Source organism: Rhodopseudomonas sp. WA056, from assembly GCF_010906995.1.
Taxonomy (GTDB): domain Bacteria; phylum Pseudomonadota; class Alphaproteobacteria; order Rhizobiales; family Xanthobacteraceae; genus Rhodopseudomonas; species Rhodopseudomonas palustris_G.
The window spans coordinates 1-19,053 of sequence record NZ_QPFS01000020.1; the positions used below are offsets into that span (position 1 = coordinate 1).

The following is a 19,053-nucleotide window of genomic DNA, read 5'->3' on the forward strand; positions in this document are numbered from 1 at the left end:
CCAGGTGCCGACGCCGACGCGGGTGGGGCCGGGGCCGAGCAGCCGCCGATAGCCGAAGCTGCCGACGGTTACCTGAGCGAGGTTCTGGGGCATCGCCCGCAAGTACTCGATGCCGAGCGCGCCGGCCGAGCCGAAGTCGCCGACGTCGGCGAAATACGGCCCCTTGCGCACCGTCATGGTGCTGATCAGCTCGGGAATCAGGAAGTTGACGTCGGCGTAGCCCTGGCCGTGGCCGTGGGTCGGCATGTTCACCGGCATGCCGTCGATGGTGATGGCCAGATCCGTGCCGTGGTCGAGGTTGAAGCCGCGCAGGAAATACTGATTGGCCTTGCCTTCGCCGGAATGCTGGGTGACCACCAGCCCGGGTGCGGCTTCCAGCGCCTCGCCGGGCCGCATGAACGGCAGTGCGTTGATCTCGGCGCCGGTGATGACGCGGCTGCTCGCGGTCTGGTTCTGCGGCGCGCTCATCGCGGCCGCGGACGGGCTCGCGCTCGGTGCAGTTGAGGGCGAGGAGGCGTCAGGTGCCGGCGCCGGGACTGCCCGGCCCTGACGGGAGCTCGCCTCGCGGCTGTGATGCGGCTTCGGCTTTGCCTGCGCCGGGGCATCGATCGTGACCTGCGGCAGCGCCTGCTCGGCCCGCGCCGTCCCGATGACCGCAACAAAATTCAACACGATGCAGCCGGCCGCACAGCCGCGCATCACCTCTCGCCGGACACTCGTCACGCACACCCCCTCGTGTCCTGCATCGCTGCAAGACGCGTCCACCCTGAATCTGTTATCGCAGGCGGTCCCGGCAGAGCGCCAACCATCGCAGCGTGCCCGGTGAGTATGATGAAGTCAATCAAACTTCATACTGACAACCCGGTAACCAGCAAGAGGGCTTTCGATGCACCGCGTCACCATCACGCTCGACGACGATCTGATGGAGAAGCTCGACGCGATCATCGCGGCGCGCGGCTACCAGAACCGCTCCGAGGCGATCCGCGATCTGGCGCGGATCGGCATCCAGCAGACCGCGGCGGAGACCACCAGCGGGCATTGCGTCGGCGCGATGGTCTACACCTACGATCACGCCAAGCGCGACCTGCCGCGCAAGCTGACGCAGAGTTTCCACCATCATCACGATCTGTCGCGGGCCACGATGCACGTGCATCTCGACCACGATCAATGTCTTGAAGTGACGATCCTCGACGGCAACGCCAGCGAGCTGCAACACTTCGCCGACCACATCTTCGCCGAACGCGGCGTCCGCTATGGAAGGTTGGTGACGATCCCGGCGGAGCCGCCGGCAGAGGATCGAGAGCATCCTCACGAGCACGACTCGTGATCTGAAAGCGGGCCGAAAGCTCGCTACGACAGGAAGGCGTTCAACGTCATTGCTTCGCCTTCGGCTCGCAATGACGGAAACCTTCAGCGCGAGGGTGACTTCCGAACGCGAGGCGTCTTTGCCGCGGCTTTCTTCGTCACGACTTTCGCCGCCTTGTCGTCGCCGATCACGCCCTCGCGCCGCTTCACCGCGTGGTAGTAGGCCCACCACAGATGCGCGGCCGCGCCGCGCAGCGGGCGCCAGGGTTCGGCGAGCGGCGCCATCTGTTTCACGGTCGGGCGCGCTTTCAGGCCGAGGCCGATCCGCATCGCCTCCTGCACCGCGAGGTCGCCGGCCGGCCAGGCATCGCCGTGGCCGAGGCAGAACAACAGATAGATGTCGGCGGTCCACGGCCCGATGCCGTGCAGCGCCGTCAGCGTGGCGTGGGCGGCGTCTGCTTCCTCTTCGGCCAGCACGTCGAGGTTGAGCCGTTCGGCGGCGAGCTCCTTGGCGAGCGCCTTCAGCGTCTTGATCTTCGCGGTCGACAGCCCGAGCCGGGCCAGCCGGTCGGCCCGTGCCCGCTTAATCGCGCCGTGCTCGAACGGCTCGAATGCCGCCGAGACCCGGCCCCAGATCGCCGCGGCCGACGCGGTCGAGAGCTGCTGGCCGCAGACGATCGCGGCGAGTCCGGCAAAGCCCGGCTCGCGCCGGCGCAGCGCCGGCATCCCGGCCACCTCAAGCACCGGCTTCAGCCGCGGATCCTGTTTCACCAGCGCGGTGATGGCGTCCTCGAGGTCGGCCTGGCTGTCGAGATGAATGGTCATCGGGTGGTTCGGCTTTCCGGCGTCATGCGCGGGCTTGACCCGCGCATCCATCCGCTATCGTAAGAGAGTCTCTCATCCGATGGATTGCCGGATCAAGTGCGGCAATGACGTCAGGGGTTCAATGCCGCCACCCGTTTTCCGATTTGCCCCGAGCCCCAACGGCTATCTGCATCTCGGCCACGCCTATTCGGCGCTGCTGAACGCCGATCTGGCGCGGGCGAGCGGCGGCAAGCTGCTGCTGCGCATCGAGGACATCGATCGCACCCGATGCCGGCCGGCGTTCGAACAGGCGATCTACGAAGATCTGTCCTGGCTCGGCCTCGCCTGGGACGGCGAGGTGCGGCGGCAGTCGGACCATCTCGCGCTCTACCACGGCGCGGTCGAGCGGCTGTCCGCGCTGGGGCTGATCTATCCGGCGTTCGAAAGCCGCGCCGAAATCGCCCGGCTGGTCGCCGTGAAGGAAACCGCGGCGCCTTGGCCACGCGATCCCGACGGGGCGCCGCTGTATCCGGGGCTCGGCAAGCAGCTTTCCGCGACGAAACGCGCCGACCTGATCGCCGCCGGCGTGCCGTATGCGCTGCGGCTCGACATGACGGCGGCGATTGCGCTGGCCGGCGAGCTGAGCTGGCAGGAACTCGGCAGCGGCCCGGACGGTGAGACCGGCTCCATCGCGGCGCGCCCGGAGGCGTGGGGCGACGTGATCATCGCGCGCAAGGAAACCCCGACCAGCTATCACCTGTCGGTGGTGATCGACGATGCGCTGCAAGGCATCACCGAGGTGGTGCGCGGCGCCGACCTGTTCTGGTCGACCTCGGTGCATAGGCTGCTGCAGCACCTGCTCGGCCTGCCGGCGCCGGTGTATCGGCACCATGCGCTCCTGCGGGACGCGGAGGGCCGCAAGCTGTCGAAATCGACCGGCTCGACCGGCCTGCGCGAGCTGCGGGCCGCGGGGGTGTCGCCGGTCGACATCCGAACGATGGTGGGGCTTGGCTCCGCGCTCTGAGCGCTGCTTGATGCAGGGGTTTTTGCTACGGCCGCGGGGCTTCCCGGCGTGACTCGGTCGCCTCGGGCGTGGCAATGTGGACCGGACGGCTCGGGGGACACATGGCGGTGAAATCGCGCGCGTTGCGCAGCGGGCGGACGCAGGTCAAGCGGACGCTGCCGAAACGCGTCCGTCGCAAGAAGCCGGCCACGCCGGGCATGATCGAGACCGTGCTGGCGACCTTCGCGCACGAGGTTCGCACCCCGCTCACCGGTATCCTGGCTGTCAGCGAATTGCTGGCGACCTCCGACCTCGGCGAGCGCGAGCGGCGCTGGGTCGACACCATCAAGGCCGGCGCCGAGCACCTGTCCGGCCTCGCCACCCTGTTCGTCGACGCTGCGCGGCTCGGCACCACCGGGCTCGGGCTGCGCTCGGAATTCTTCGATCTGCGGGCGCTGGCCCGCCATGCCGGAGACTCGCTGTCCGGCCGGGCCGCCGCCAAGGGGCTGCAGGCCACGGTGACGATCTCGCCGCGGCTGCCGGGGTTTGCGATCGGCGATGCGGTGCGGCTGCGCGCCGCGCTGGAGAACCTGATCGACAACGCTGTGAAATTCACCGAACGCGGCGACGTTTCGCTGAAGGTCGCCGCCGCGGCCGCAGGCCGCGGCAAGGCGCAGGTGTCGTTTGCGGTGTCCGACAGCGGCATCGGTCTGTCGCTCGCCGAGATCAAGCGGCTGTTCCGGCCGTTCTCCCAGGCCAATGTCAGCATCGCGTCGCGGTTCGGCGGCGCCGGGCTCGGATTGTCGTCGGTGCGTCAGATCGCCCGGGCGCTGGGCGGGGACGTCACGGTAGCGCAGCGGCCGCGCGGCGGCACGGTGTTCACCCTGACGGTGACGCTGGAGCGGGCCAAGCCGCCGCAGATGGCGACGTCGGACGGCGCGGTGCGCGCCACCGGCGGCGGGCGGCTGCGGATCCTCAGCGTCGAGGACAATCCGTTCGGGCGTGTGGTGCTCAACGCCATCCTCACCGAACTCGGCCATCAGTGCGATTTCGTCGGCAGCGGCGAGGCGGTTGCGGAGCGGCTGGCCAAGGCCGAGTTCGACGCGGTGCTGATGGACATGGTGCTGCCCGGGATCAGCGGGGTCGAGGCGATCCGGCGGATTCGGGCGCTGCCGCGGCCGCTCGGCAAGATCCCGGTTATCGGCGTGTCGGGACGCGATCAGGATGAGCCGGCGGCGCGCAAAGCGGGAGCCGACGCCTTCCTGCTCAAGCCGGTTTCGCCCCGGGCGCTCGCAACTGCGCTTCTTGCAGCGTCGTCCCCTCGGGCAGCCGCGACTTGATGATCGCGGCGTTGAGTTCGCCGCCGTAAACGAAGATCGCGGCGATGAAGTACAGAAACACCAGGGCGATGATCACCGAGCCCAGCCCCGCATACATCGTCACGTAGTTGTTTGCGAAGCGCGCCAGATACATGCCGAACGCGACGCCCGAAATCAGCGAGGCCGCGATGGTGAAGACGATGCCGGGCAGGATCTGCTTGAACGAACGCCGCCCCGCCGGCAGATAGGCGTGCAGCAGGAACAGCGCCACGGTCAACGCCGTGATGGCGATGCCGTAGCGGGCGATCGTCAGCAGCGGCTCGTTGTTCTGGACCAGCACCGGCACGTAGTGTCGGGCCGTGGCCAGGATCAGCGGTCCGAGCACGATCAGGAACCCCATCGCCAGCGCGGTAAACGCCGCCACCAGGGTGTAGCCGATCGACTCCAGCCGCAGCAGGTACCACGGCCGCGGCTCGACCACCGCGTAAGCGCGGTTGAGGCCGACCCGCAGACTCTCGACGCCGTTGGAGGCGAAATACAGGGCCAGCAGCAGGCCGATCGTCAGCACGCCGCCCCGGGTGGTGGTCAGCACGTCGTGGATTTCACCCGACAACGTGCTGGCGACCTGGGCCGGCCAGACGTCGAGCAGCAACTCGGCGGCCTGGTCGGCCAGCTCGCGCGAGCCGATGAAACCGGCCAGCGACGTCAGCACGATCAGGAACGGAAACAGCGCCATCAGCGTCGACAGCGCGATATGGCTGGCGATCGCCCATCCATCGTCCGCCAGGAACGTATAGAACGCGTCGACTGCGACCGCATAGGCGGTGCGGATCTGCCTCACGGGTCACCTTGTCACGAGTTGCTGCCGACGGCACGGTGGAACCATAGCATCCGCTACTAACCGGCTCCACCCGGGTTCGTTGCGCCGGGCGCCGCCACGGGGATAGCGCGGGATCAGCAGCGGTGCTATGAAACCTAGATGGCAACCTTCCTCAGTTCAATCGCCCTGCCGGTCGCGCTCTGCGCCGTCGCTGTTGTGCTGATGCCCGGGCTGCTCCCTGATGCGCTGGCGGGTGTTGCTGCAATTCGTCGCCATCGTCATCACCATGCTTGCGATCTGGGCGCTGGGTCGTTAGCTGCCAAAAAGCCCGATTTCACCTGATCTTTCCGCCGCAGGAATCCCGCGCGATGGTCGTTCTCAATCGAATCTACACCCGCAGCGGTGACGACGGCACCACCGCCCTCGGCACCGGCGAGCGGCGGCCGAAATCAGATCTGCGGATCGCGGCTTACGGCAGTATCGACGAAACCAACGCGGCGCTCGGCGTGGTGCGGCTGCATCTGTCCGAGCTGCCGGATCTCGACGCCATGATCGGCCGGATTCAGAATGATCTGTTCGACCTCGGCGCCGATCTCGCGGTGCCGGAGCGCGACGGTAAGGCCGAGCGGCTGCGGGTGCTGTCGAGCCAGGTCGAGCGCCTCGAGCGCGAGATCGATCAGCTCAACGACCGCCTCGCGCCGCTGACCTCGTTCGTGCTGCCTGGCGGCAAGCCAGCAGCCGCTTACCTGCATGTGGCGCGGACAATATGCCGCCGTGCGGAACGCGCGATGGTGGAACTCGCCGCCCGCCCGCACGAGAAGGTCACTCCGGCGGCCGTCCAGTACGTCAACCGTCTGTCCGACTTCCTGTTTGTCGCCGCCCGCACGGTAAACGACGGCGGGCAAGGCGACGTGCTTTGGGTGCCCGGCCAGAACCGCTAGGGCTTTTCGAGCCAACTGAAAGCCGGTTCGCGTCGAGAATACGGGTCAGAAACAAACAGCCGCAGCTCCGGTTCTGATCTGATCAGAACTGGAAATGCTCCCGGGAACCGGGCGGTTTTTGGCTTTGCCGCGTTGACCCCGGTTAGCAGGGGCTTTAGGTTCCGCCGCCACAACTAAAGATTACCCACCGCAACACGAAAGAGGATCGATGAAGGTTCTGGTGCCGGTCAAGCGCGTGGTCGACTACAACGTCAAGATCCGCGTCAAGAGCGACGGGTCGGGCGTTGAACTCGCCAACGTCAAGATGTCGATGAATCCGTTCGACGAGATCGCCGTCGAAGAAGCGCTGCGCCTCAAGGAGGCCGGCAAGGCGACCGAAGTCGTCGTGGTCTCGATCGGACCGGCGCAGGCGTCGGAAACCCTGCGCACCGGCCTTGCCATGGGCGCCGACCGCGGCATTCTGGTCAAGGCCGACGGCGTGGTCGAGCCGCTGGCGGTCGCCAAGATCCTCAAGGGCATCGCCGACGAGGAGAAGCCGGGACTGATCATTCTCGGCAAACAGGCGATCGACGACGACAGCAACCAGACCGGCCAGATGCTGGCCGCGCTGCTCGGCTGGGCGCAGGCGACCTTCGCCTCCAAGCTCGAGGTCGACGGCTCCGACTTCACCGTTGCGCGTGAAGTCGACGGCGGTTCGCAGACCGTCAAGCTCAAGGGCCCGGCGATCGTCACCACCGATCTGCGGCTCAACGAGCCGCGCTACGCCAGCCTGCCGAACATCATGAAGGCCAAGAAGAAGCCGATCGCGGAGAAGACCGCGGCCGACTACGGCGTCGACGTTTCGCCGCGCCTCGAAGTTCTGAAGACCGTCGAGCCGGGCGGCCGCAAGGCCGGCGTCAAGGTCAAGGACGTCGCCGAACTGGTCTCCAAACTCAAGAACGAAGCGGGTGTTATCTGATGGCCACGCTGCTGATTGCCGAACACGACAACTCTCAGCTCAAGGACGCGACCAACAAGGCGATGACCGCCGCCGCCGCGCTCGGCGGCGAGGTGCACGTGCTCGTCGCCGGCCAGGGCTGCAAGGCCGCGGCCGATGCCGCCGCCAAGCTGCAGGGCGCCGCCAAGGTGCTGCTCGCCGAAGCGCCGGCCTATGAGCACGATCTCGCCGAGCCGCTGGCCGCGCTGATCGTCTCGCTCGCCGGCAGCTACGACGCGATCGTCGCTCCGGCCACCTCGCGGTTCAAGAACGTGATGCCGCGCGTCGCCGCGCTGCTCGACGTGATGCAGGTGTCGGAGATCATCAAGGTGGTGGCGCCCGACACCTTCGAGCGTCCGATCTATGCCGGCAACGCGATCCAGACCGTGAAGTCCAAGGACGCCAAGAAGGTCATCACCGTCCGGACCTCGACCTTCCAGGCGGCCCCGGGCGAGGGCGGCAGCGCTGCGATCGAGACCGTCGCTGCGGCGGCCGATCCCGGCCTGTCGAGCTTCGTCGGCGAGGAAGTCGCCAAGAGCGACCGTCCCGAACTAGCCTCCGCCAAGATCATCGTGTCGGGCGGCCGTGCGATGCAGAGCCGCGAGAACTTCACCAAGTACATCGAGCCGCTTGCCGACAAGCTCGGCGCCGGTGTCGGCGCCTCGCGCGCCGCGGTCGATGCCGGCTACGCCCCGAACGACTGGCAGGTCGGCCAGACCGGCAAGGTTGTGGCCCCGGAGCTGTACGTCGCGATCGGCATTTCCGGCGCGATCCAGCATCTTGCCGGCATGAAGGACTCCAAGGTGATCGTCGCGATCAACAAGGACGAAGACGCGCCGATCTTCCAGGTTGCGGATTACGGTCTGGTCGCCGACCTCTACCAGGCGGTGCCGGAGTTGACCGAAGAGCTGGGCAAGCTCGGCAAGTAAACGCCTTCGCGGGCGGACGAACCCGGCCCGAGGGCCGGGTTCGTTGCAGAAGCCTTAAGCGTTCACCGGCTAACTGTCCGGGCGCCGGACACGGACAGCGGCGCGGGAATGTGCGAAGATGCACCGGCCGCGCGACGCGGCTGTGCTCCGAACGAGATGAGAGATGGCGGCAGCAATCAAGAAAGTCGGCGTAATCGGCGCGGGGCAGATGGGCAACGGCATCGCCCATGTGATCGCTCTCGGCGGGATCGACGTGGTCCTGAACGATCTCTCCGCCGACCGGCTGAAGTCGGCGATGGCCACCATCAACGGCAATCTCTCGCGGCAGATCGCCAAGAAGATCATCACTGAGGACGCCCGCAAGGCTGCGCTGGCGCGGATCACCGCGACCGAGAAGCTGGACGGACTGTCCGACTGCGACCTCGTGATCGAGACCGCGGTCGAAAAGGAAGAGACCAAGCGCAAGATCTTCAACGAGCTGTGCGCTTCCTTGAAGCCGGAGGCGATCATCGCCTCCAATACCTCGTCGATCTCGATCACCCGTCTGGCCGCCTCGACCGACCGGCCGGAACGCTTCATCGGCATTCATTTCATGAATCCGGTGCCGGTGATGGAGCTGGTCGAGCTGATCCGCGGCATCGCCACCGACGACGCCACCTTCGAGACCGCCAAGGCGTTCGTCACCAAGCTCGGCAAGCAGATCGCGGTGTCCGAGGATTTCCCGGCGTTCATCGTCAACCGCATCCTGTTGCCGATGATCAACGAGGCGATCTACACGCTGTACGAAGGCGTCGGCAACGTCGAGGCCATCGACATGGCGATGAAGCTCGGCGCGCATCATCCGATGGGCCCGCTGGAGCTGGCCGATTTCATCGGCCTCGACACCTGTCTGTCGATCATGCAGGTGCTGCACGAAGGCCTCGCCGACTCCAAGTACCGGCCGTGCCCGCTGCTGGTGAAATATGTCGAAGCCGGCTGGCTCGGCCGCAAGACCCAGCGCGGTTTCTACGACTACCGCGGCGACAAGCCGGTCCCGACCCGCTGATTTGATCGCTCGACCGTTCTCATTCGATCCCCGGCACGGTCCGGATCTGCTCCGCCAAAAAATCGATCAGCAGCCGCACGCGCGCGATCCCGGCGCGCTCCGGCACGATCAACAGATTGAGCGGCACCGGCGACAGCCGGTACTCCGGCAGAATGATTTCGAGCCTGCCGGCGGCCAGCAGATCGTCGACCAGCCAGCGATGGGCTGCGGCGATGCCGCGGCCGGCGATCATCGCCTCGCGTGCTGCCAGCCCATGATCGACCCTGAGCCGGCCGCCGAACGGGACGCGGTGGGTTTGCTGATCCGGTCCCTGGAGCATCAGCATGTCGCTGCCCGCCACATTGACCATGCGGATACCCTGATGGCTCGCCAGATCCTGCGGGACCGCCGGCCTGCCGTGCACGGATAGATAGTCCGGCGAGGCCACCAGCAGGCGCTGGCTGTGGCCGAGCGGTCGCAGCTTCAGTGAACTGTCGGTCAGTGGAGCCAGCCGCAGCGCCAGGTCCACGCCCTCGCGCACCAGATCGATCCGCTGATCAGTGAGGCCGAAGTCGATTCCGATCTCCGGATAGCGATCCTGAAACGCGAACATCAGCCGGCTGGCGTGCAGCACGCCGAACGAGGCGGTGCAGGAGATTCGGATGGTGCCGGCGGGAGCCCCGGAGGCGCCCAGCGCTTCGTCACCGGCCTGGTCGAGCAGCCGCAGGATCTGCACGCAGCGCGCGTAGTAGCGGCTGCCTTCCGCGGTCAGGGTCACCCGGCGGGTGGTGCGGCTCAGCAGCGGCGCGCCGATCGCGGTCTCGAGCTCCTGCAACTGGCGGGTGACGGTGGACTGGCCGACATTGAGATCGCGCGCAACCGCCGACAGGCTGCCTCGCTCGGCGATACGCACGAAGGTCCGGATGCGTTCGATCGTGACTGCTGATCTATCCATTCTACAGAACAATCATATCGAAGATCGATGTCTACCGGAATAATCGGGGCAGGGATAGCAGAAGACTCTGATCCATTTCAGGGAGCCCGACCGTGAAAGTCCTTCTGGTATTCGCCCATCCCGAGCCGCGCTCGCTGAACGGGGCGCTGCGCGACGTCGCGGTCGCGGAACTGCGACGCCTCGGCCACGAGGTCCAGGTCTCCGACCTCTACGCCCAGGGCTGGAAGTCTGCGGTCGACCGCGCCGATTTCCCGGGTCTCGCGCCCGCCGAGCGGCTGCTGCCTTCGGTCGCATCCAAGGTGGCGTTCGACGCAGGAGAGCTGACCCAGGATGTCCGCGACGAGATCGACAAGCTGCTCTGGGCCGACGCCGTGATCCTGCAATTCCCGCTGTGGTGGTTCACCATGCCGGCGATCCTGAAAGGCTGGGTCGAGCGGGTGTTCGCCTGCGGCTTCGCCTATGGGGTCGGCGAGCACAGCGACAAGCGCTGGGGCGATCGCTACGGCGAGGGCCGTCTGGCCGGCAAGCGCGCGATGCTGATCGTGACCACCGGCGGCTGGGAGCAGCACTACGGCCCCCGTGGCATCAACGGGCCGATCGACGACCTGCTGTTTCCGATCCATCACGGCATTCTGTTCTATCCGGGCTGCGAGGTGCTGCCGCCTTATGTGCTCTATCAGGCCGGCCGGCTCGATTCGGCCGGGTTCGAAGCGGAGGCCGAGCGGCTCCGGGCTCGGATGCGAACGCTCGCCGAGACGCCGCCGATCCCGTATCGGCGCCAAAACGGCGGCGACTACCTGATCCCGGCGATGGAGCTGCGGCCGGAACTCGGCGATCCGAACGGAACCGGCTTTGCGGTCCATCTCAGCGACGCTGCGGGCTCCAGGGTTTAAACGCCGCCGTCTGTCTCGACGGCGGCTCTCACAGGCGGCGTTGCGATCGATGCTATTTCATCGAATGCGCCCCGCCTTGCTCCGGATTGTTAACGGTTTGCTGCCAGACTGCGGCGATGGACATGAGCATGATCAGCGCGGCGCTCGCCATGCAGGCCAGCAGCACGCAGATGCAGATCGCGACGACGATTCAGGCGTCGGCTTCGCGCATGGAGCGCGACACGGTGCAGACGCTGCTCGGCACCGGACAGGGCGGCTCGCCGTCGCTCGCCAATGTCGGCCCCGGCGTCGGCGGCAATCTCAACATCAGCGCCTGATCGCCGGCCCGCCGCTACACCAGCTTCTTGAACCCGCCGTAGAACATCCGCTTGGTGTCGAACGGCATCGTCTTGGGGTCCATGCCGTTCAGTCGCGGGTCCTGCATCGCCTTCGCCATCACCTTGTCGCGCTGCTTGCGCGATTTGTAGACGATGTAGGCGAACACCACGACCTCGTCGGGCTTCAGCTTCACGCTGCGCGGAAACGAGGTCCGCTTCCCGGGCGCGACGTCGTCGGCGACCCACTCGCGATAATCGACGGCGCCGTGCTCGCGAAACACCTTGTCGGCCTTGCGCGCCAGCTTGAGGTAGTCGGCGAGCCTGGCCTTGGGCACCGGCACCACGAATCCATCGACATAGGACATCCGTCGTCTCCCCCGTTGATCGGCCGGCACATCATGCGGCTTTCCGGAGGACGGTCGAGCGGTTCGCGCGCCGACATCCGGCGACGGGTCCATTTGTCGCGGCGGCTATTTGGGCAGCGCGCCCTTCACCAGCGCCAGTGCGTCGGCGCTGTCCCATTCGGCCGGACCGGCAATGGTGCCGATCTCGCAGCCGTTGCCGTCGACCAGCACCGAGGTCGGCATGCCGAGCGCGCGCCCGACCGATTTGAGATCCTGAAACACCTTGGCGGTGGCGTCGGCGAAATAGCTCAGCCGGGTCAGCTTCTCCTCGTCGAGAAATTTCTTCGGCTTGGCGGGATCGCGGGTGTCGATGTTGATCGCCACCACCTCGAACCGGTCGCTGCCGAGCTGCGCCTGCAGATTGTCGAGCGCCGGCATCTCCTTGCGGCACGGCACGCACCAGGTCGCCCACAGGTTCACCAGCACGGTCCGGCCGCGGAAATCCGACAGTCTCTTGGGCTCGCCGGCGCTGTCGGTGAAGGCGAGGTCCGGCAGTCGCAGCGGCGACGACGCCATCGTCACCGCCGCCACCTCGCCGCGCACCAGCGGCTTGAGCTGCTGCGCCAGTGCCACCGCCGGCCGGCACACCGGATCGCCGCCCGCATTGCGCTGCAGCCCGCCAATCCCGTATATCCCGGCGGCGCCAGCGACGACGAGCACGGCAATCGTGGCCAGCAGGATGGTCAGGCGGCCGGCACGGCGCGGCGGGGCGGAATTCGGCTGGGATTCGGTCATCGAACAATCTGGGATCGGCAGGCCGCGCAGGTTCGCGGGCGGCTGCTGGTGATGAAATGTGATTGAGACGCGAGCATGATCGTGAGCGGCGACAGATGAGCAACAAAATGTGGGGCGGCCGGTTCACCGATCGCCCCGACGCGATCATGGAAGAGATCAACGTCTCGATCGACGTCGACCGCCATCTCTACGCCCAGGACATCGCTGCGTCCAAGGCGCATGCGGCCATGCTGGCCGCGCAGGGCATCATCACCGCGAACGATGCGAAAAATATCGGCAAGGGTCTAGACACGATCTTGTCAGAGATCGGTGCCGGCAAATTCACCTTCAAGCGTGCGCTCGAGGACATTCATATGAATGTCGAGAGCCGGCTCGCCGAGCTGATCGGCCCGGCCGCCGGGCGCTTGCACACCGCGCGCTCGCGCAACGACCAGGTCGCGACCGATTTCCGGCTGTACGTCCGCGATGTGCTGGACGAGACCGATGCGGCGCTGGCGGCGCTGCAGCAGGCGCTGGCGGAGCGGGCGCTCGAGCAGGCCGATACGGTGATGCCCGGCTTCACCCATCTGCAGACCGCGCAGCCGGTGACCTTCGGTCATCATCTGATGGCCTATGTCGAGATGGTGGCGCGCGACCGCGGCCGGTTCCAGGATGCCCGCAAGCGGCTCAACGAAAGCCCGCTCGGCGCCGCCGCGCTGGCCGGCACCTCGTTCCCGATCGACCGCCACGCCACCGCCGCCAGGCTCGGCTTCGACCGGCCGATGGCCAATTCGCTCGATGCGGTGTCGGACCGCGACTTCGTGCTGGAGACGTTGTCGGCGGCGTCGATCTGCGCCGTGCATCTGTCGCGCTTCGCCGAAGAGATCGTGATCTGGACCTCGCCGCTGGTCGGCCTGATCCGGCTGTCGGACAAGTTCACCACCGGCTCGTCGATCATGCCGCAGAAGCGCAATCCGGACGCTGCCGAGCTGGTCCGCGCCAAGACCGGCCGGGTGATCGGCGCGCTGAACGGCCTGTTGATCGTGATGAAGGGCCTGCCGCTCGCCTATCAGAAGGACATGCAGGAAGACAAACTGGGCGCGATGGAAGGCTTCGCGGCGCTGTCGCTGGCGATCCGCGCGATCACCGGCATGGTTCGCGACCTCGAGCCGGAACCGGAGCGGATGAAGGCGGCCGCGGGCGAGGGCTATGCCACCGCCACCGATCTGGCCGACTGGCTGGTGCGGACGCTGAAGATGCCGTTCCGCGAGGCGCACCACGTCACCGGCCGGATCGTCGGCCTCGCCGCCAAGAAGGGGGTGGCGCTGCACGAACTGCCGCTCGCCGAGATGCAGGGGATCGAAAAGCGCATCACCAAGGACGTGCTGGCGGTGCTCAGCGTCGAATCCTCGGTCAAGAGCCGCACCTCCTACGGCGGCACCGCGCCGAAGAACGTCCGCAGCCAGGCCAACGCCTGGCTCAAGCGGCTCGCCAAGGGCCGTAAATCTCGCTGAGGCGGCCCGTCGTCCGGCGGTTTTTCGGGGGCTCGCCAGCGCGGCGCAATCTCGGTATGGTGCCGCGCCAATTGGGGATATTCGACGTGAATCGCGTGACCAGCCCATCGCGATGGGCGCTTCTGGTGATTGTGGCGGCGACGCTGGCATTGTCGGGCTGCGGCCGTAAAGGCGGCCTCGATCTGCCGCCGGGCGCGGCCGACACCCCGTCGGCGGCGCCGGCGAGCACGCCGGAGGCCAAGGGCGACGTGTTCGACTCGTCCTACGGCACCAACGCGCCGCCGTCCGCCGCCAAGGGGCGGAAGCGAAGCACCATTCTCGATCCGCTGCTGGACTAAGCGCCAAGATGCGTCATTTCGACTATCGCGACGGCGTGCTGCACGCCGAAGGCGTCAGCCTTGCGTCGATCGCCAAGGACGTCGGCACGCCGTTCTATTGCTACTCCACCGCCACGCTGGAGCGACACTACCGGGTGTTCACCGAGGCCTTCGCCGGCCTCGATGCGCTGGTGTGCTACGCCATGAAGGCCAATTCCAATCAGTCGGTGCTGCGCACGCTGGCGAGGCTCGGCGCCGGCGCCGATGTGGTGTCGGGCGGCGAATTGCAGCGCGCGCTGGCTGCCGGGATTCCGCCGGGCAAGATCGTGTTCTCCGGCGTCGGCAAGACCGAGGCCGAGCTGCGCGCCGCGCTCGCCCACGACATCAAGTGCCTCAACGTCGAATCCGAACCCGAGCTCGAACTGCTGTCGCGGCTCGCGGTCGAGACCGGCCGCACCGCGCGGATTTCGCTGCGGGTCAATCCGGACGTCGACTCCGGCACCCACGCCAAGATCTCGACCGGCAAGTCCGAGAACAAGTTCGGCATCCCGATCCGCCACGCCCGCGAAGTCTACGCCCGCGCCGCCAGGCTGCCGGGCATCCAGGTCACCGGCGTCGATGTCCATATCGGCAGCCAGATCATCGATCTGGCGCCGATGGAAGCGGCGTTCCGCAAGGTCGCCGAATTCGTTCACGTGCTGCGCGGCGACGGCCACACCGTCAGCCACGTCGATTTCGGCGGCGGGCTCGGCATCCCTTACTACGAGGACCGCGACGCGCCGCCGGAGCCGTTCGCCTATGCGGAGATGGTCAAGCGCGTCACCCACAATCTCGGCTGCGCGCTGCTGTTCGAGCCGGGGCGGATGATCGTCGGCAACGCCGGCATCCTGGTCGCACGCGTGATCTACGTGAAGCACGGCGACGGCAAGACCTTCGTGATCATCGATGCGGCGATGAACGACCTGATCCGCCCCACATTGTACGAGGCGTATCACGAGATCGTCGCCGTGCAGCAGCCGGCGCCCGGCGCAGCCAGCATGGTGGCGGATGTCGTCGGCCCGGTGTGCGAGACCGGCGATTACCTTGCGCTCGACCGCAAGCTGCCGGAGCTGAAGGCCGGCGATCTGATCGCCATCATGACCTCGGGCGCCTATGGCGCGGTGCAGGCGTGTACTTACAACACCCGTCCGCTGGTGCCGGAAGTGCTGGTGAAGGACGATCAGGTCGCGGTGGTGCGTCCGCGCTTCACGGTTGAGCAACTGATCGCGATGGACCAGCCGGCACCTTGGCTGTGAGTTGGCCTCTCGCCGGAGAGAGGGGTGGGACCGCCAGACGCGGCGTACAAAAATATCCTGGCGGTCCCGATCGCGCTTGAAATCCGCGGCGGTGAACATGCGGCTTCACCGACCGACGCGCGCGACGGGTCGACCGTAGCGATCCGGTGAATTCGAGCAATTTGAACTGTTTTTTAACCTAACCACTCAACCTTAACGCGGCGATCCGCGCCGCCGCGCCGGTTGGCGAGTACCAATTATCCGGCTCAACCCTTGTCGATCTCTGCGAATACTTCGCGGGCGATCCGGAAGCTGTCGACGCCCGCCGGAATTCCGGCGTAGCAGGCGACCTGCATGAAGATCTCGCGGATCTCGTCCTTGGTTACGCCGTTGGTGATCGCGCCTTTGATGTGGGCGCGCAGCTCGTGCGGGCGGTTGAGGATCGCGATCATAGCCAGGTTCAGCATGCTGCGGGTCTTCTTCGGCAGCCCGTCGCGCCCCCAGATCGCGCCCCAGCAATATTCGGTGACGAGTTCCTGGAACGGCTTGTTGAAGTCGTCGGCGTTGTTCAGCGCGTTCTCGACATAGGCCTCGCCCAGTACCGCCTTGCGGATCTCCAGGCCCTTGTCGTGCGTCGTCTTGTCCATTGCGCGTCCTCTGCTGGGAAGTTCGCCGGAACACTACGGGCAGTGGCCATCGCCGTCACGCGTTCGTGTCGCAGCGTGATGCGCGCCGCGCCACGCCAGGGCGGTGCCTCATTGCCGCCGCTGTGCTACGCTGCTGTGAGCAGCAACCCGGAGAGACGGTTGAGCCGCAGCATTCCCGATCCGTCGCAGGCCCCGCTCGATGAAGAGGCGGTCGCGCGGCTGCACCTGGACAAGGCGATCCGGCGCGCGGCGCTGGCGATCGGCTGGGAACGGGCGTGGCCGCATCTGGCCCGCGTTATCAGTGTCGTCGGGCTGTTCCTGGCGCTGTCCTGGGCGGGGCTTTGGCTGGCGCTGCCGTTTTCGGGGCGGATCGTCGGCCTGATGGCGTTCGCCGCGCTGGCGCTCGCCGCGCTGATCCCAGCCGTCCGGTTCCGTTGGCCGAGCCGCGACGATGCGCTGGCGCGGCTCGACCGCAATACCGGCCAGAAGCACCGCCCCGCCACGGCGCTCGGCGACACCCTGGCTTCCAGCGATCCGGTCGCCCGGGCGTTGTGGCAGGCGCAGCGCGAGCGCACCCTGGCGACGATCCGCGGGCTGAAGCCCGGACTGCCGTCGCCGCGGCTGCCGATCCACGATCCCTGGGCGTTGCGGGCGCTGGTGGCGATCCTGTTGGTCGCGACCTTCATCGCCGCCGGCGAGGAGCGCACCCCGCGGGTGATGGCGGCGTTCGACTGGAACGGCGCGATGGCGCCCTCCAATGTCCGGGTCGATGCCTGGGTGACGCCGCCGCTCTACACCAACAAGCCGCCGATCATTCTCACCGCCGCCAACAACCGGGATCTCGGCACCCCGGGCAGCGGTGCGCTGCCTGTGCCGGTCGGCTCGACCCTGCTGGTGCGCTCCAGCGGCGGCGAGCTCGACGTCACGGTCGGCGGCGGTCTGGTCGAGATCAAGCCGGACAGCGAAGCCCCGAGCGGCACCAGCGAACGGCATTTCCGCATCACCGCCGACGGCACCGCGCGGGTGCGGGCGCCGTCCAGCGGGGCGCCGTGGAGCTTCACCGCGACGCCGGACCGGCCACCGGGCATCGCCCTCGCCAAGGAGCCGCAGCGTCAGGCGCGCGGCTCGCTGCAACTGTCCTACAAGCTCGAAGACGATTACGGGGTGACCGAGGCCGAAGCGCAGTTCGCCGCGGTTCCCGCCGCCAAGCCCGGCGCCGCCGCCGCGGAGGCGCCGCGACCGTTGTTCGAGCCGCCGCAGGTCAAGCTGGTGCTGCCGAATGCCCGTACCCGTGCCGGCGTCGGCCAGACCGTCAAGGACTTCAGCGAGGATCCTTATGCGGGCGCCGAGGTGACGCTGACGCTGACCGCCAAAGACGAGGCCGGCAACGAGGGCCGCAGCGAGCCGTTCGCGATGCGGCTGCCGGAACGGCTGTTCACCAAGCCGCTGGCGCGGGCCCTGATCGAGCAGCGCCGCATTCTGGCGCTCGATGCCGGCGCCAACAAGCAGGTCCACACCGCACTCGACGCGCTGCTGATCGCCCCCGAAGTGTTCGCGCCCGACGCCGGGCAGTATCTCGGTCTGTACACCGTCGCCGATCAGCTCGAACGCGCCCGCACCGACGAGGCGCTGCGCGAGGTGGTCGGCAATCTGTGGTCGCTCGCGGTATCGATCGAAGACGGCGACGCGTCCGACGCCGAGAAGGCGCTGCGCGCCGCGCAGGACGCGCTGAAGGATGCGCTGGAGCGCGGCGCGTCCGACGACGAGATCAAGCAGCTCACCGACAAGCTGCGCGCGGCGCTCGACGCCTATATGCGCCAGCTCGCCCAGCAGCTTCGCAACAATCCGCAGCAGCTCGCCCGCCCGCTCGATCCGAACACCAAGGTGATGCGCCAGCAGGATCTCGAGGCGATGATCCAGCGGATGGAGCGGCTGTCGCGCTCCGGCGACAAGGATGCCGCCAAGCAACTGCTCGATCAGCTCGCGCAGATGCTCGAGAACCTGCAGATGGCGCAGCCCGGCCAGGGCGGCGGCGACAACGACATGGAGCAGGCGCTCAACGAGCTAGGCGACATGATCCGCAAGCAGCAGCAGCTCCGCGACAAGACCTTCAAGCAGGGCCAGGATCAGCGCCGCGACCGGATGCGCGGCGACGACGGCGAGCCGAATCTCGGCGATCTGCAGCAGGATCAGCAGAGCCTGCACGACCGGCTGCGCAAGCTCCAGCAAGAACTCGCCAAGCGCGGCCTCGGCCAGAGCCCGCGCGGCGAAAACGGGCAGCAGGGCCAGCAAGGCCAGCAGGGCGAGGGCGGCCTCGATCGGGCCGATTCGGCGATGGGCGATGCCGAAGGCCGTCTCGGCGAGGGCAATGCCGACGGCGCGGTGGATTCGCAGGGCCGTGCGCTGGAGGCGCTGCGCCAGGGCGCGCAGAAACTCGCCGAGGCGATGCAGCAGGGCGATGGCGAAGGCGATGGCCAGGGCAACCGTCCCGGCCGTCAGCAGAGCGGCGCCAACCAGACCGATCCGCTCGGCCGCCCGTTGCGCGGCCGCGATCTCGGCGACGATCTCACCGTGAAGATCCCCGGCGAAATCGATGTCCAGCGCGTCCGCCGGATCCTCGAGGAACTTCGCCGCCGCCTCGGCGATTCGGCCCGGCCGCAGCTCGAACTCGACTACATCGAGCGGCTGCTGAAGGACTATTGAGGCGATTAGCTAACGCCGAGCACAGCGCAACCTCGCCCGCCTGCGGGAGAGGTCGACGCGCGTAGCGCGGCGGGTGAGGGCACTCCTATCAGCGAGGAGCTAACTCACTACCCGTGTCGCCCTCACCCCAGCCCTCTCCCGCAGGCGGGAGAGGGGGCGCGCAGCGTCTTGGGGCAGGCGTCGATCTTCCGTCG

20 protein-coding genes and 1 pseudogene are annotated in these 19,053 nt (G+C 67.4%); 14 read left to right on the plus strand and 7 right to left on the minus strand.

Features of this window, described 5'->3' with window-relative positions; all coding sequences use genetic code 11:
• The coding region (locus DU475_RS06430; protein ID WP_205524252.1) for a TonB-dependent receptor plug domain-containing protein at positions 1 to 699 on the minus strand (699 nt) is incomplete at its 3' end.
• Positions 700 to 886: 187 nt separating this feature from the next.
• On the opposite strand from DU475_RS06430, the gene nikR reads away from it, so the two are divergent.
• Entirely contained in the window at positions 887 to 1,327 is a 441-nt protein-coding gene (nikR, locus tag DU475_RS06435) for a nickel-responsive transcriptional regulator NikR (protein ID WP_013504567.1), read from the plus strand.
• Between the two features lie 83 nt (positions 1,328 to 1,410).
• On the opposite strand, the gene DU475_RS06440 is transcribed toward nikR, so the two are convergent.
• Complete coding sequence (locus DU475_RS06440) at positions 1,411 to 2,181, minus strand: DNA-3-methyladenine glycosylase family protein (RefSeq protein WP_013504566.1); 771 nt, start codon at positions 2,179 to 2,181, stop codon at positions 1,411 to 1,413.
• 70 nt (positions 2,182 to 2,251) lie between these two features.
• Between DU475_RS06440 and gluQRS the strand changes: the two genes are divergently transcribed.
• On the plus strand, positions 2,252 to 3,133 hold the full coding sequence (gene gluQRS / locus DU475_RS06445; protein WP_164631360.1) for a tRNA glutamyl-Q(34) synthetase GluQRS: 882 nt from the start codon (positions 2,252 to 2,254) through the stop codon (positions 3,131 to 3,133).
• A gap of 101 nt (positions 3,134 to 3,234) precedes the next feature.
• Complete coding sequence (locus DU475_RS06450; RefSeq protein WP_047308956.1) at positions 3,235 to 4,452, plus strand: ATP-binding protein; 1,218 nt, start codon at positions 3,235 to 3,237, stop codon at positions 4,450 to 4,452.
• Here the strand turns inward: DU475_RS06450 and DU475_RS06455 are convergent.
• The gene (locus DU475_RS06455; protein ID WP_013504563.1) at positions 4,379 to 5,272 is read right to left on the minus strand and encodes a YihY/virulence factor BrkB family protein; all 894 of its coding nucleotides are present in this window, start codon (positions 5,270 to 5,272) and stop codon (positions 4,379 to 4,381) included. The two genes, DU475_RS06450 and DU475_RS06455, sit on opposite strands and share 74 nt — an antisense overlap.
• Positions 5,273 to 5,410: 138 nt before the next feature.
• Here DU475_RS06455 and DU475_RS06460 point away from each other — a divergent pair.
• The 5 genes and pseudogenes from DU475_RS06460 to DU475_RS06480 all read left to right on the plus strand — a co-directional run bounded on the left by DU475_RS06460 (position 5,411) and on the right by DU475_RS06480 (position 9,142).
• Positions 5,411 to 5,567 (plus strand): annotated as a pseudogene (locus DU475_RS06460) (twin transmembrane helix small protein).
• Positions 5,568 to 5,619: 52 nt separating this feature from the next.
• The gene (locus tag DU475_RS06465) at positions 5,620 to 6,192 is read left to right on the plus strand and encodes a cob(I)yrinic acid a,c-diamide adenosyltransferase (protein WP_013504561.1); all 573 of its coding nucleotides are present in this window, start codon (positions 5,620 to 5,622) and stop codon (positions 6,190 to 6,192) included.
• Positions 6,193 to 6,400: 208 nt separating this feature from the next.
• Positions 6,401 to 7,150, plus strand: a complete 750-nt coding sequence (locus DU475_RS06470; protein ID WP_164631362.1) for an electron transfer flavoprotein subunit beta/FixA family protein — start codon at positions 6,401 to 6,403, stop codon at positions 7,148 to 7,150.
• On the plus strand, positions 7,150 to 8,097 hold the full coding sequence (locus tag DU475_RS06475) for an electron transfer flavoprotein subunit alpha/FixB family protein (protein ID WP_164631364.1): 948 nt from the start codon (positions 7,150 to 7,152) through the stop codon (positions 8,095 to 8,097). Before DU475_RS06470 ends, DU475_RS06475 begins: the two co-directional genes overlap by 1 nt.
• A 163-nt stretch (positions 8,098 to 8,260) precedes the next feature.
• Positions 8,261 to 9,142, plus strand: coding sequence for a 3-hydroxybutyryl-CoA dehydrogenase (locus DU475_RS06480; protein WP_013504558.1), 882 nt, complete (start codon positions 8,261 to 8,263; stop codon positions 9,140 to 9,142).
• A 19-nt stretch (positions 9,143 to 9,161) separates the two neighbouring features.
• Here the strand turns inward: DU475_RS06480 and DU475_RS06485 are convergent, their stop codons facing one another.
• The gene (locus DU475_RS06485) at positions 9,162 to 10,076 is read right to left on the minus strand and encodes a LysR family transcriptional regulator (RefSeq protein WP_164631366.1); all 915 of its coding nucleotides are present in this window, start codon (positions 10,074 to 10,076) and stop codon (positions 9,162 to 9,164) included.
• 92 nt (positions 10,077 to 10,168) lie between these two features.
• On the opposite strand from DU475_RS06485, the gene DU475_RS06490 reads away from it, so the two are divergent.
• The gene (locus DU475_RS06490; protein ID WP_047308953.1) at positions 10,169 to 10,969 is read left to right on the plus strand and encodes an NAD(P)H-dependent oxidoreductase; all 801 of its coding nucleotides are present in this window, start codon (positions 10,169 to 10,171) and stop codon (positions 10,967 to 10,969) included.
• Between the two features lie 116 nt (positions 10,970 to 11,085).
• The gene (locus tag DU475_RS06495; RefSeq protein WP_041807573.1) at positions 11,086 to 11,286 is read left to right on the plus strand and encodes a hypothetical protein; all 201 of its coding nucleotides are present in this window, start codon (positions 11,086 to 11,088) and stop codon (positions 11,284 to 11,286) included.
• Between the two features lie 14 nt (positions 11,287 to 11,300).
• Here the strand turns inward: DU475_RS06495 and DU475_RS06500 are convergent, their stop codons facing one another.
• Positions 11,301 to 11,651 (minus strand): DUF1428 domain-containing protein, encoded by a 351-nt coding sequence (locus DU475_RS06500; protein WP_047308952.1) that lies wholly within the window; start codon positions 11,649 to 11,651, stop codon positions 11,301 to 11,303.
• 105 nt (positions 11,652 to 11,756) lie between these two features.
• Positions 11,757 to 12,425: a thiol:disulfide interchange protein TlpA gene (gene tlpA, locus DU475_RS06505; protein ID WP_013504553.1), complete on the minus strand. Its 669-nt coding sequence runs from the start codon at positions 12,423 to 12,425 to the stop codon at positions 11,757 to 11,759.
• A 95-nt stretch (positions 12,426 to 12,520) separates the two neighbouring features.
• Here tlpA and argH point away from each other — a divergent pair, with 95 nt between their 5' ends.
• Genes argH through lysA form a run of 3 tightly spaced genes read left to right on the plus strand, consistent with a single transcriptional unit; the run spans position 12,521 to position 15,530 of the window.
• Positions 12,521 to 13,918: an argininosuccinate lyase gene (argH, locus tag DU475_RS06510; protein ID WP_164631368.1), complete on the plus strand. Its 1,398-nt coding sequence runs from the start codon at positions 12,521 to 12,523 to the stop codon at positions 13,916 to 13,918.
• Positions 13,919 to 13,974: 56 nt separating this feature from the next.
• Complete coding sequence (gene lptM, locus DU475_RS06515) at positions 13,975 to 14,256, plus strand: LPS translocon maturation chaperone LptM (protein ID WP_013504551.1); 282 nt, start codon at positions 13,975 to 13,977, stop codon at positions 14,254 to 14,256.
• 8 nt (positions 14,257 to 14,264) lie between these two features.
• Positions 14,265 to 15,530: a diaminopimelate decarboxylase gene (lysA, locus tag DU475_RS06520; protein ID WP_013504550.1), complete on the plus strand. Its 1,266-nt coding sequence runs from the start codon at positions 14,265 to 14,267 to the stop codon at positions 15,528 to 15,530.
• Positions 15,531 to 15,775: 245 nt separating this feature from the next.
• Here the strand turns inward: lysA and DU475_RS06525 are convergent, their stop codons facing one another.
• Positions 15,776 to 16,156 carry a carboxymuconolactone decarboxylase family protein gene (locus DU475_RS06525; protein ID WP_013504549.1) on the minus strand — a complete coding sequence of 127 codons (381 nt, stop codon included), beginning with the start codon at positions 16,154 to 16,156 and terminating at the stop codon, positions 15,776 to 15,778.
• Between the two features lie 159 nt (positions 16,157 to 16,315).
• On the opposite strand from DU475_RS06525, the gene DU475_RS06530 reads away from it, so the two are divergent.
• Entirely contained in the window at positions 16,316 to 18,859 is a 2,544-nt protein-coding gene (locus tag DU475_RS06530) for a TIGR02302 family protein (RefSeq protein WP_164631370.1), read from the plus strand.
• The last annotated feature ends 194 nt before the right edge of the window (positions 18,860 to 19,053 follow it).

Bases quoted from the DNA above. Each gene is read 5' to 3' on its own strand.
- nikR (WP_013504567.1), top strand. From the start codon at position 887: ATGCACCGCGTCACCATCACGCTCGACGACGATCTGATGGAGAAGCTC.
- DU475_RS06440 (WP_013504566.1), bottom strand. From the start codon at position 2,181: ATGGATGCGCGGGTCAAGCCCGCGCATGACGCCGGAAAGCCGAACCAC.
- gluQRS (WP_164631360.1), top strand. From the start codon at position 2,252: ATGCCGCCACCCGTTTTCCGATTTGCCCCGAGCCCCAACGGCTATCTG.
- DU475_RS06450 (WP_047308956.1), top strand. From the start codon at position 3,235: ATGGCGGTGAAATCGCGCGCGTTGCGCAGCGGGCGGACGCAGGTCAAG.
- DU475_RS06465 (WP_013504561.1), top strand. From the start codon at position 5,620: ATGGTCGTTCTCAATCGAATCTACACCCGCAGCGGTGACGACGGCACC.
- DU475_RS06470 (WP_164631362.1), top strand. From the start codon at position 6,401: ATGAAGGTTCTGGTGCCGGTCAAGCGCGTGGTCGACTACAACGTCAAG.
- DU475_RS06475 (WP_164631364.1), top strand. From the start codon at position 7,150: ATGGCCACGCTGCTGATTGCCGAACACGACAACTCTCAGCTCAAGGAC.
- DU475_RS06480 (WP_013504558.1), top strand. From the start codon at position 8,261: ATGGCGGCAGCAATCAAGAAAGTCGGCGTAATCGGCGCGGGGCAGATG.
- DU475_RS06485 (WP_164631366.1), bottom strand. From the start codon at position 10,076: ATGGATAGATCAGCAGTCACGATCGAACGCATCCGGACCTTCGTGCGT.
- DU475_RS06495 (WP_041807573.1), top strand. From the start codon at position 11,086: ATGGACATGAGCATGATCAGCGCGGCGCTCGCCATGCAGGCCAGCAGC.
- DU475_RS06500 (WP_047308952.1), bottom strand. From the start codon at position 11,651: ATGTCCTATGTCGATGGATTCGTGGTGCCGGTGCCCAAGGCCAGGCTC.
- tlpA (WP_013504553.1), bottom strand. From the start codon at position 12,425: ATGACCGAATCCCAGCCGAATTCCGCCCCGCCGCGCCGTGCCGGCCGC.
- argH (WP_164631368.1), top strand. From the start codon at position 12,521: ATGAGCAACAAAATGTGGGGCGGCCGGTTCACCGATCGCCCCGACGCG.
- lptM (WP_013504551.1), top strand. From the start codon at position 13,975: ATGGTGCCGCGCCAATTGGGGATATTCGACGTGAATCGCGTGACCAGC.
- lysA (WP_013504550.1), top strand. From the start codon at position 14,265: ATGCGTCATTTCGACTATCGCGACGGCGTGCTGCACGCCGAAGGCGTC.
- DU475_RS06525 (WP_013504549.1), bottom strand. From the start codon at position 16,156: ATGGACAAGACGACGCACGACAAGGGCCTGGAGATCCGCAAGGCGGTA.